11 protein-coding genes are annotated in these 11,123 nt (G+C 63.4%); 10 read left to right on the forward strand and 1 reads right to left on the reverse strand.

The window, feature by feature from the left end; genetic code table 11:
- Positions 1-7: 7 nt before the first annotated feature.
- Positions 8-961, forward strand: a complete 954-nt coding sequence (locus PMI12_RS09745; protein WP_007831548.1) for a LysR family transcriptional regulator — start codon at positions 8-10, stop codon at positions 959-961.
- A gap of 102 nt (positions 962-1,063) precedes the next feature.
- On the opposite strand, the gene PMI12_RS09750 is transcribed toward PMI12_RS09745, so the two are convergent.
- Positions 1,064-1,843, reverse strand: a complete 780-nt coding sequence (locus tag PMI12_RS09750; RefSeq protein WP_007831549.1) for an enoyl-CoA hydratase — start codon at positions 1,841-1,843, stop codon at positions 1,064-1,066.
- A 271-nt stretch (positions 1,844-2,114) separates the two neighbouring features.
- On the opposite strand from PMI12_RS09750, the gene PMI12_RS09755 reads away from it, so the two are divergent.
- The 9 genes from PMI12_RS09755 to PMI12_RS09790 form a co-directional block, all read left to right on the forward strand.
- Complete coding sequence (locus tag PMI12_RS09755) at positions 2,115-3,677, forward strand: fatty acyl-CoA synthetase (RefSeq protein ID WP_007831551.1); 1,563 nt, start codon at positions 2,115-2,117, stop codon at positions 3,675-3,677.
- 114 nt (positions 3,678-3,791) lie between these two features.
- Positions 3,792-4,784 carry an AraC family transcriptional regulator gene (locus PMI12_RS09760; protein ID WP_007831552.1) on the forward strand — a complete coding sequence of 331 codons (993 nt, stop codon included), beginning with the start codon at positions 3,792-3,794 and terminating at the stop codon, positions 4,782-4,784.
- A 278-nt stretch (positions 4,785-5,062) separates the two neighbouring features.
- On the forward strand, positions 5,063-5,434 hold the full coding sequence (locus tag PMI12_RS29380) for a DUF6351 family protein (RefSeq protein ID WP_272943558.1): 372 nt from the start codon (positions 5,063-5,065) through the stop codon (positions 5,432-5,434).
- Positions 5,431-6,615, forward strand: coding sequence for a lipid-transfer protein (locus PMI12_RS09765; RefSeq protein ID WP_007831553.1), 1,185 nt, complete (start codon positions 5,431-5,433; stop codon positions 6,613-6,615). Before PMI12_RS29380 ends, PMI12_RS09765 begins: the two co-directional genes overlap by 4 nt.
- Before the next feature lie 121 nt (positions 6,616-6,736).
- Positions 6,737-7,555 carry an ABC transporter ATP-binding protein gene (locus PMI12_RS09770; protein ID WP_007831554.1) on the forward strand — a complete coding sequence of 273 codons (819 nt, stop codon included), beginning with the start codon at positions 6,737-6,739 and terminating at the stop codon, positions 7,553-7,555.
- A 1-nt stretch (position 7,556) separates the two neighbouring features.
- Positions 7,557-8,264, forward strand: a complete 708-nt coding sequence (locus PMI12_RS09775) for an ABC transporter ATP-binding protein (protein WP_007831555.1) — start codon at positions 7,557-7,559, stop codon at positions 8,262-8,264.
- A 42-nt stretch (positions 8,265-8,306) separates the two neighbouring features.
- Positions 8,307-9,503, forward strand: coding sequence for an ABC transporter substrate-binding protein (locus tag PMI12_RS09780; protein WP_007831556.1), 1,197 nt, complete (start codon positions 8,307-8,309; stop codon positions 9,501-9,503).
- A 135-nt stretch (positions 9,504-9,638) separates the two neighbouring features.
- Entirely contained in the window at positions 9,639-10,514 is an 876-nt protein-coding gene (locus PMI12_RS09785; RefSeq protein ID WP_007831565.1) for a branched-chain amino acid ABC transporter permease, read from the forward strand.
- Positions 10,515-10,524: 10 nt separating this feature from the next.
- Positions 10,525-11,123, forward strand: a 599-nt coding sequence (locus tag PMI12_RS09790; protein WP_007831566.1) for a branched-chain amino acid ABC transporter permease, incomplete at its 3' end; no start/stop codon positions are given.

Here is an 11,123-nt window from a genome sequence, read left to right on the forward strand (position 1 = left end):
GACTTTGATGGACCGATTGAGCGCCATGCAAGCGTTTGTTGCTGTTGTAGAGGCCGGTAGCTTTGTGGGTGCCGCCGATGAACTCGGGGTGTCGAAAACCTCGATTTCGCGTCTGGTCGTCGACCTGGAATCGCACCTTGGGGCCCGCCTGTTGCAGAGAACCACGCGCCGGGTGCGCCCGACGGAAGCGGGAGAACGCTTCTTCGCGCGGGCGAGCTTGTTGCTGTCGGATCTGGAGGAGGCCGAGTCCGAAGTCACTTGGGCCACGATCGCACCGAGCGGCCTGTTGCGGGTGAGCGTGCCGTTGTCGTTCGGGCAGCGCTATCTGGCGCCCCTCTTTCCTCTGTATCGGGAGCAGTATCCGGACGTTCAACTGGAAGTCTCCCTGACAGACCACGTAGTCGACCTGGTGAACGAAGGCTTCGACCTTGCCATTCGCGGGGCTTGGCAGCACCGCGAGACCTATGTCGCACGGCATCTCGCCCCTGTCCGCGTGGTGATCTGCGCATCGCCGGCCTATGTGGCCAAGCACGGCGTCCCACAATCGCCGGAGGCACTGACCGGGCACAACTGCTTGACCAAGATTTCCAGCGCCACCTCGGAAATCTGGACTATCTCCCAAGCTGGCGACACCGTCTCCATCCCTGTTCGAGGCAGCATGCGCGCTGACAGTGACGACGTTCTGGTGACCGCAGCATTGGCCGGCGAAGGCATCGTCGTGATGCCGACGTTCATGGTCGGTGACGATATTGCGCAGGGCAATCTGGTGCCTTTGCTATTGGATTGGCAATACCGGCCGTTGACTCTCATGGCCGTCTACCCGACCAGGCGCTATCTGTCGGCCAAGGTCCGCACCTTCGTCGAGTTCATGCAGAAGGCGTTCGCGGGCGAGCCCGCCTGGGATCGATGGATGGACATGTTCCCGGAGGTGCGGAAAGGACACGGCTCTCCTGGCGAATGAGGCTTTTGTAGCCTGCTGATCACCGCACTGGGTGTGTGGACGCCAATCCGCCGAGTGGATGGCGGCCTGCCGTGCGATCGGCCATAGTGCGTTGCCGCGCCCTCAGGCGTTCTTGAAGTCGGGCGGACGCTTGTTGAGGAAGGCGTCCATGCCTTCCTTCTGGTCGACGGTGGCGAACAGCGCGTGGAACAGTCGGCGCTCGAACATCACGCCGTCGCTCAGGCCGCTTTCGAAGGCGCGATTGACCGATTCCTTCGCCGCCATCACCGAGATCTGCGAGTAGCCGCAGATGATCAGCGCCGCGCCCAGCGCCTCGTCGGCGAGCTTTTCGAAAGGCACCACGCGGCTCACGAGGCCGGCGCGCTCGGCTTCGGCGGCGTCCATCATGCGGGCCGTGAGCACCATGTCCATGGCCTTGCTCTTGCCCACTGCGCGTGGCAGGCGCTGCGTGCCCCCGGCGCCGGGGATCACGCCGATCTTGATCTCGGGCTGGCCGAACTTCGCGTTGTCGGCCGCGATGATGAAGTCGCACATCATCGCCAGCTCGCAGCCGCCGCCCAGCGCGAAGCCGGCCACCGCGCCGATCACCGGCTTGCGGATCGAGCGAATGGTTTCCCAGTTGCGGGTGATGTAGTCGCCCTTGTAGGTGTCGATGAAGCTGTACTTGGCCATCGCCGCGATGTCGGCGCCGGCCGCGAAGGCGCGCTCGCTGCCCGTGAGGATGATGCAGCCGATGGCGTCGTCGGCATCGAAGGCCTTCAGGGCCTGGCCCAGCTCGGTCATGAGCGCGTCGTTGAGCGCATTCAGGGCCTTCGGGCGGTTGAGGGTGATGATGCCGACCTTGCCTGCTTCGGTCCGCACTTCGATGTTTTCGTAGCTCATTTCTTACTGCATGCCCTGACGGCGCAAAAGAATCAATGCTAGCTGCCGGGCTGGTCGGAAATCAATGAGCAAGAACGCACGACGCATTTGCAGAAATCCACATGTGCCCACTTTGTCCGTCAAAGCCACCTCTTTGGCCGCCGACGCAAGTGACGCCATGCAGGGTGCCTTGGATACTTCGAGACGTGGTCTCCCACTGTTGACCTCGCGGCGCTTGTGCACAGCCGACGGGAGATCGCGACGTCAGCAACAAGAACAGGAGACATCCACAATGGAAAATGCCATGCGCCGCCACACGGTCGCGGACCTGCTGCGCCGAACCGCGCGGCGCGTTCCCACCAAGACTGGTTTGGTTTGCGGTGACGTACGTTGGACATTCGCCGAATTCGATGCGGTTGTCGACAGCGTGAGTGCGGGGCTGGCTCGCATGGGCGTGGCATACGGGAGCCGGGTAGCAATCCTTTCCCGAAACTCGCATGCCTTTGCGGCCTTCCGTTTCGCCGTGGCGCGGCTCGGCGCTGTTCTGGTGCCGATCAACTTCATGCTAAAAGCGGAAGACGTCGCGTACATCCTGCGCCATGCCGACGCAGAGATGCTTGCCGTCGACAGTGGATGCGCGGAGCTTGGGCGCGCCGCTGCTGCCAAGGACACCGCTGTGCGGCAGTTCGTCTGGCTGCCCTCCGAGGACTCGATTTCGGCGGTGGAGGGCATGACCTCGTTCGACGACCTCGCTGCGACTGCTGCAGCACCTCCCGAGGTGCTGCAGCTCGCAAGCTCGGATCTCTTGCAGATCGTCTACACGAGCGGCACCGAGTCGATGCCAAAGGGCGCGATGCTCACTCACGACGCGGTGATCTGGCAATACGCGAACTGCGCGATTGAGGTCTCCATCGGGGTGGAAGACGTGGTGCTGCATGCCTTGCCCTTGTATCACTGCGCGCAGCTGGACGTGTTTCTTGGGCCCGCCGTCTACATCGGGGCGACCAGCATCGTGACCGCGAAGCCGACACCAGAGAACCTGCTTGCCCTCATGGCAAGGCACCGGGTCACCTCCTTCTTCGCACCGCCTACCGTCTGGATCGCATTGCTGCGGTCGCCGCTGCTCGACGCGACGGACTGGTCGTCGCTGACGAAGGGGTACTACGGCGCATCGATCATGCCCGTGGAGGTGCTGCGAGAACTCAAGCGCCGCCTGGGTCAAGTTCGGTTCTGGAACCTGTACGGCCAGACAGAAATCGCACCTCTTGCGACACTCCTTGGCCCGGAGGATCAGTTGAGGAAGCCGGGCTCTTGTGGCCGCCCCGCGCTCAACGTCGAGACGCGAGTGGTTGCCGAAGGCATGCGCGACGTGGAGCCTGGTGAAGTCGGTGAAATCGTTCACCGCTCGCCCCACCTGATGCTCGGCTACCTGAATGACGAGCCGCGCACGAAAGCGGCTTTCGAGGGGGGGTGGTTTCACTCGGGCGATCTGGCGACTATCGACGACGAAGGTTTCATCACGGTCGTCGATCGCATGAAAGACATGATCAAGACCGGCGGCGAGAATGTTGCCAGTCGCGAAGTGGAAGAGATGGTTTTCCGCATCCCCGAGGTGTCCGAGGTGTCGGTGATTGGCGTACCCCACCCGAAATGGGTGGAGGCAGTGGTCGCCGTCGTGATCGTCAAGGCTGGGCGGGAACTCAGTGAGGCGGACGTCATCACGTACTGCGCTCATCACATGGCGGGGTTCAAAGTCCCCAAAGCAGTGGTGCTGACCGACTCGTTCCCCAAGAATCCCAGCGGCAAGGTTCTGAAGCGTGAGCTTAGGGAAAAGTACGCGCAGGTATTCCAATAGGGGAGGCTAGAGTCGAGGCTCGGCATCCACTACAAGGAGACAGGAAATGTTGCCCGGGCGGTTTCAGCAATGAAGGCTTCAGCGGCAGCGGCAGCGGCCAGGCCCTCTGTTGCCATGTCCTGGGTCCGCGGGACGGCGCGACACTTCGAATCTGTCGGACTCGACGTTCGCGCGCTGTTTCGTGACGCCGGATTGAATTACGAGGATCTGAACGATCGCGATGCGCGCATCGATGGAGACAGCATCAGCCTGCTTTGGGAGCTCGCTGTAGCGCGCTCTGGCGACCCCAATCTTGGCCTTGCAAACTCGGACGTGCTGCATCCAGGCAGCTTGGACATGATCATGCATGTCATGATGAGTTCGCCAGATCTGGGGGCTGCGGTGGGCAGGTTCATACGGTACATGCGCCTCGTCAGCCACGTCGCCGACATCAGTCTGGTGCGCGACGATGCAGCCTACGTATTCACCTTGCATATCGACGGTATCGCGAGGCCCGTGCCGCGGGCGCGCGTGGACTTTGCCGTCGTCATGATCCTGAACATCATGCGATGGCTGACAGCCCTGAACCTGCGTCCGCTGGCGGCTGGGTTTCCGTATGCGGCATCGGGCGAATTGGAAGCCTACCGGCAGGCGTTCCGTTGCCCATTGCAGTTCAATGCCCCGTCGCACCAGCTGCACTTTGCTGCATCGGATGTATTGGCACCTCTGCCCACCGCCAATCCCGCTTTGCAGGAACTGACGGATCGTGTGGCCAGCGATCACCTCACACTGTTGGATTCCACCCGAGTCGTCCCGCGAGTCAAGCACATCGTCGTTCAGAGGCTGCCTGACGGTGAGCCGCTGCGCGCGAGGATTGCAGAAGTATTGGGCATGAGCGAGCGAACCCTGCAACGCCGTCTCGACGCAGAGGGAACCTCGTTCAACGAGCTGGTGGACCAGACGCGGCGCGAGCTCGCTGAGCAGTACCTCCGCAGCCGCAAGATCGCCATTGCCGAAGTCGGCTATCTTCTCGGCTTCTCGGACCAGAGTACCTTCTATCGCGCTTGCAAGCGATGGTTTGGAACCTCGCCAGGCGACTACCGAAGCAGCGTCGCCAACGTACCTTGACCGTGGCGCGAGCCCACGGTTTGAGTCGCCGACGGTATCGTGCCTGCGTCGCTTGGCCGGCAAACCCAGTACTTTGGCCGCTGGCGCCAGTGACCCCCTGAGGCGCGCTCGACAGACTCCCTGTCGACGGCGCGCCGATTGCATGCAAAGGATGCAACCGGACAGCCCCGCGGAGCCCTCCCTGTGGCGGCTCACCATAAAAGGAGACAAGGCATGCCAATTTCATTTCAGGGGTCCTCGCGGGGGGCTATTTTCCTGTGCGCTTCCATCGTGAGCGCGTGCGGTGGTTCAGGCGGCGGTTCTTCCGCGGTGCAGGAGACGTCCTCAAGTGCCAGCTCAAGCCGTTCGATGTGGCCAGTGCGGACTACCCGGGCGCCGTCTTCTCGGTGGTCCAGGTGACCCGCCTTCGTGCGGTCTTCCCCGACGGCGTCTGCGACTGGACCAAGCCGGGCGTTGGCCAGAGCAGCACAACCTCCGGGCTGCTGGACTTCACCGAAGGACCCGGCGGCACCTGTCTCGACGCCGCTATAGCCCGTATGAGCGAAGGTGCGACGAGGACGATCTCGCGCCGCCGCGATGGGCCGCGTCGCAATCGGCCGGCTCAAACACGTACATCGAACGGTCCCATTCACTTTTGGAGTTTTGAATGAGTAAGCAGGTCTTTGTCAGTGGAGTCGGCATGGTGCCGTTCTCCAAGCCTGGCAAGCATGAGCCGTATCCCCGAATGGCCGCGGCGGCAGTGGCGAGAGCGCTCGAAGATGCGGGAATCGGGTACGAGCAGGTGGAGCAGGCCTATGCCGGATACGTCTATGGTGATTCGGCCGCGGGTCAACGGGCGCTTTACGAAGTCGGCATGACCGGCATACCGATCATCAACGTCAACAACAACTGCGCCACGGGATCCACCGCCTTGTTTCTTGCGCGCCAGGCCATCGCCAGTGGCGCAGCGGATTGTGTGCTGGCCGTGGGGTTCGAACACATGAACCCCGGGGCGCTTGGATCCGTTTTCACCGATCGCCCCAGCCCCTTCGACCGTTTTGACAAGGCAACGCAGGCGCTGGTAGGGCACAGCGAGATTCCACTGGCGTTGCGGTACTTCGGCGGCGCCGGCATCGCCCACATGCAGCAGTACGGCACCAGCCTCTCTACCTTCGCCAAGATCCGGGCCAAGGCGAGCCGGCATGCAGCCAACAACCCGATGGCGCTGTTCCGGAACGTGGTAAGCGAGGAAGAGGTACTTGCCGCACCGGTGCTCTGGGAGGGCGTGATGACCCGCCTGATGGCCTGTCCTCCGACCTGCGGTGCGGCTGCCGCAGTGCTCTGCAGCGAGTCGTTTGCGGCGCGTCACGGCCTCGCACAAACCGTTCGCATTCGGGCGCAGGCGATGACCACCGATGGTCCGGCCACCTTCGGGGCCGGTGACATGCGGGAAGTCGTGGGCTTCGGCATGGCCAAGGCGGCGGCGCACAAGGTGTACGACGCGGCAGGTGTGGGACCTGAGAACATCGATGTGGTGGAACTGCACGACTGCTTCGCCCACAACGAGTTGATCAGCTATGAATCGCTCGGCCTGTGCCCCGAAGGTGGCGCCGAACAATTTGTCTGCGATGGCGACAACACCTATGGGGGGAGGGTGGTGACGAACCCCTCGGGCGGCCTGCTTTCCAAGGGTCATCCGCTGGGCGCCACGGGCCTTGCCCAGTGTACGGAGCTCGTCGAGCAACTCCGAGGCACTGCGGGTGCCCGGCAGGTCCAGGCGGCGCGGCTCGCGCTCCAGCACAACCTCGGGATAGGTGGTGCTTGCGTCGTCACCCTCTATGAACGTGTGTGAGAAACGTGCCCCACCCAAGGATGCCGCAGGGGCGGTGTATCTGCTTTGCCATGCGGATTCAATTGCGGTCGCGACACCGTCGACCTGAGTGCCCCTCCTTCCAGAAGACAGACATTTCCAGATGCACAGCTTGAGAAGCATTCCCCTGCGAGAGCCTATCGCAACCCTACAGAGAGACATCGTTCTCGAGACGCGGCGGCTGACCAAGGAATTTAGAGGCTTCACTGCGGTCAGCAAGGTCGACCTCTCGGTGGTGCGCGGCTCGATCCACGCGCTCATCGGCCCGAACGGCGCGGGCAAGACGACCTGCTTCAACCTGCTGACCAAGTTCCTCGAGCCGACCACCGGCACGATCCTGTTCAACGGACAGGACATCACGCGCGAGCGCCCCGCGCAGATCGCGCGCCGCGGCATCATCCGCTCGTTCCAGATCTCGGCCGTGTTCCCGCACCTCACGCTGCTGGAGAACGTCCGCCTGGGCCTGCAGCGCAGGCTGGGCACCTCCTACCACTTCTGGAAGAGCGAGAAGTCGCTCAAGCCGCTGGATGCCAGGGCCCGCGAGCTGCTGGCCGAAGTCGGCCTCGAGGAGCTCGCCGACGAACAGACCGTGAACCTGCCCTATGGCCGCAAGCGCGCGCTGGAGATCGCGACCACGCTGGCCATGGAGCCCGAACTCATGCTACTGGACGAGCCCACGCAGGGCATGGGCCACGAAGACGTGCACCGCGTGGCCGAACTCATCAAGCGCGTGTCGGCCGGCCGCACCATCCTGATGGTCGAGCACAACATGAGCGTGGTCTCGACCATCGCCGACACCATCACCGTGCTGCAGCGCGGCGCCGTGCTGGCCGAAGGCCCCTACGCCGTGGTCTCGAAGAATCCGCAGGTCATGGAAGCCTACATGGGCACCACCGAAGGCCAATTGCAGGGAGCTCACTGACATGACGGCCGCACTTGAAATCAAGGGCCTGCAAGCCTGGTACGGCGAATCGCACGTGCTGCACGGCGTCGACATGGTCGTGCAGCCCGGCGAAGTCGTCACGCTGCTGGGCCGCAACGGCGCGGGCCGCACCACCACGCTGCGCGCCATCATGGGCCTGACCGGCGCGCGAAAGGGCAGCATCGAGGTCAACGGCAGGCAGACCATCGGCATGCCCACGCACCGCATCGCGCACCTCGGCATCGGCTATTGCCCGGAAGAGCGCGGCATCTTCGCCAGTCTCTCGTGCGAGGAGAACCTGATGCTGCCGCCCGAGCTCAAGGGCACGGGGCAGGGCATGTCGGTCGAAGAGATCTACGCCATGTTCCCCAACCTCGCCGAGCGCCGCCACAGCCAGGGCACGCGCCTGTCGGGCGGCGAGCAGCAGATGCTGGCAGTGGCCCGCATCCTGCGCACCGGCGCCAAGCTGCTGCTGCTCGATGAGATTTCCGAAGGCCTCGCACCGGTCATCGTGCAGGCGCTGGCCCGCATGATCACCACGCTGCGCGCCAAGGGCTACACCATCGTGATGGTGGAGCAGAACTTCCGCTTCGCCGCGCCGCTGGCCGACCGCTTCTACGTGATGGAGCACGGCCGCATCGTCGAGAAGTTCGGCGCCGCCGAGCTCGAAGCCAAGATGCCGGTGCTCAGCGAGTTGCTTGGCGTCTGAATACGCCCTCCACATTCTTTCCGCTCAACCTCAGGAGACAGCATGCAATCCAAACTCAAGATGATCGCCCTCATGCTCAGCGTCGCGGGCATCGCCTCCCATGCGGCGCACGCACAGGACAAGGTCAAGATCGGCTTCATCACCGATCTGTCAGGCTTCTACGCCGACGTCGAAGGAAAGAACGGCGCGCTGGCGATCCAGATGGCCATCGACGACTTCGGTGGCAAGGTCAATGGCATGCCCATCGAGCTGCTGCAGGCCGACCACCAGAACAAGGCCGACATCGCCGCTTCCAAGGCGCGCGAGTGGATCGATACGCAAGGGCTGACCATGCTCTTTGGTGGCGTTGGTTCAGGTACTGGCCTGGCCATGGCCAAGGTGGCGCAGGAGAAGAAGCGCGTCTTCATGGTGAATGGTGCTGGCAGCTCGGCGCTCACCAACGAGCAGTGCAGCCCGTACACCGTGCACTATGCCTACGACACCGTGGCGCTGGCCAAGGGCACAGGCAGCGCGGTGGTTGCGCGTGGCGACAAGAATTGGTATTTCCTGACAGCCGACTACGCCTTCGGCCAGGCCCTGGAGGCGGACGCCACCAAAGTGTTGAAGGAGAAGGGTGGCACCGTGGCTGGTAGCGTCAAACATGCGCCGAACACCTCAGACTTCTCGTCGTTCCTGCTGCAGGCGCAGAACTCCAAGGCCCAGGTGCTGGCGCTGGCCAATGCGGGCGGCGACACCATCAACTCGATCAAGGCCGCCAAGGAATTCGGCATCACCAAGACCATGAAGATGGTCGGCCTGCTGGTGTTCGTGACCGACGTGCACAGCCTGGGCCTGAAGAACACCGAAGGCCTGCTGCTGACCACCAGCTGGGACTGGAACCTCGACGACAAGACGCGCGCCTTCGGCAAGCGCTTCTTCGAGAAGACCAAGCGCATGCCCACCGACATCCAGGCGGCCGACTACTCGGCCACAATGACCTACCTGAAGGCCGTGCAGGCCGCCAAGACGGTCGATGCCGACAAGGTGATGGAAACGCTCAAGTCCACCCCCATCGACGACTTCTATGCCAAGGGCAGCATCCGCGCCGACGGCCGCTTCGTGCATGACATGTACCTGGTGCAGGTGAAGTCGCCGGCCGAGTCGAAGCAGCCGTGGGACTACTACAAGGTGGTCCAGAAGCTCAAGGGCGAAGAGGTCTTCACGACCAAAGCTGAGAGCAAGTGCGCCTTATGGAAGTAACCCCCCAGGCTGCGCGCACTGCGTGTCGCTTCGCCAACCCCCCTTTGCAAGGGGGGCGGGCCGGCCGCTTCGGGCGGCCGTGCGCGGCGGCCCCTGCGAAAAAGAAGAAACGGCCAGTGGTGTCCTGAACTTTCTATGAACATTTCCCTTCCCGCCCTGTTGAGCCAGCTCCTGCTTGGGCTGGTCAACGGTTCCTTCTACGCCATCCTGAGCCTCGGGCTGGCGGTGATCTTCGGCCTGCTCAACGTCATCAACTTCGCGCACGGCGCGCTGTTCATGCTCGGCGCCGTCCTGACGTGGATGGCCATGGAGTATTTCGGCATCAACTACTGGGTGATGCTGATCGCCGCGCCCGTCGTCATCGGCATCTTCGGCGTGCTCATCGAGCGCCTGCTGCTGCGCTGGATCTACAAGCTCGACCACCTCTACGGCCTCTTGCTCACGCTGGGCCTCACGCTGCTGATCGAGGGCGTGTTCCGCTCGGTCTACGGCGTGTCGGGGCTGCCCTACGACGCGCCCGATGCGCTGTCGAGTTCCACCGACCTGGGCTTCATGGTGCTGCCGAACTATCGTGCCTGGGTGGTCGTTGCATCGCTGGTGATCTGCTTTGCGACCTGGTTCGTGATCGAGAAGACCCGCCTGGGCGCCTACCTGCGCGCCGGCACCGAGAACCCGCGGCTGGTGGAGGCCTTCGGCGTCAACGTGCCGCTGATGATCACGCTGACCTATGCCTTCGGCTGCGCGCTCGCGGCCTTCGCCGGCGTGCTCGCTGCACCGGTGATGCAGGTGTCGCCGCTGATGGGGCAGAACCTCATCATCGTGGTGTTCGCGGTGGTCGTGATCGGCGGCATGGGTTCGATCATGGGCGCCATCCTCACGGGTCTCGGGCTCGGCGTGATCGAAGGGTTCACCAAGGTTTTCTATCCCGAGGCATCGTCTACGGTTGTGTTCGTGATCATGGTCATCGTGCTGTTGATTCGCCCCGCCGGCCTGTTCGGCAAAGAAAAATAAGGCGAGTGGCATGAACACGAAAAAAATCTCCCTCATCGTCTACGCACTTCTGCTGGTGGCGCTCGTCGCGGCGCCGTTCTTCGGCGCCTACCCGGTGTTCGTGATGAAGCTCATGTGCTTCGCACTGTTCGCCGCGGCCTTCAACCTGCTGCTGGGCTTCACGGGCCTGCTGTCGTTCGGCCACGCGGCCTTCCTCGGCGGCTCCGCCTATGTGGCGGGGCATGCGATGAAGGTCTGGGGCCTGACGCCCGAGCTGGGCCTGATCGCGGGCACGCTCAGCGGCGCTTTCCTCGGCTGGATCTTTGGCGTGCTGGCCATTCGCCGCCAGGGCATTTACTTCGCGATGATCACGCTGGCGCTCGCGCAGATGATGTTCTTCGTCGCGCTGCAGGCCAAGTTCACGGGCGGCGAGGACGGCCTGCAGGGCGTGCCGCGCGGCAAGCTGTTCGGCCTGGTCGACCTGTCCAACGACCTCACGATGTACTACGTCGCGCTGGTCATCGTGGTCGCGGCCTTCCTGCTGATCGTGCGCACCATCCACTCGCCCTTCGGGCAGGTGCTCAAGGGCATCAAGGAGAACGAGCCGCGCGCGCTGTCGCTGGGCTACGA

It is taken from the genome of Variovorax sp. CF313 (assembly GCF_000282635.1).
In the GTDB taxonomy this organism is placed as follows: domain Bacteria; phylum Pseudomonadota; class Gammaproteobacteria; order Burkholderiales; family Burkholderiaceae_C; genus Variovorax.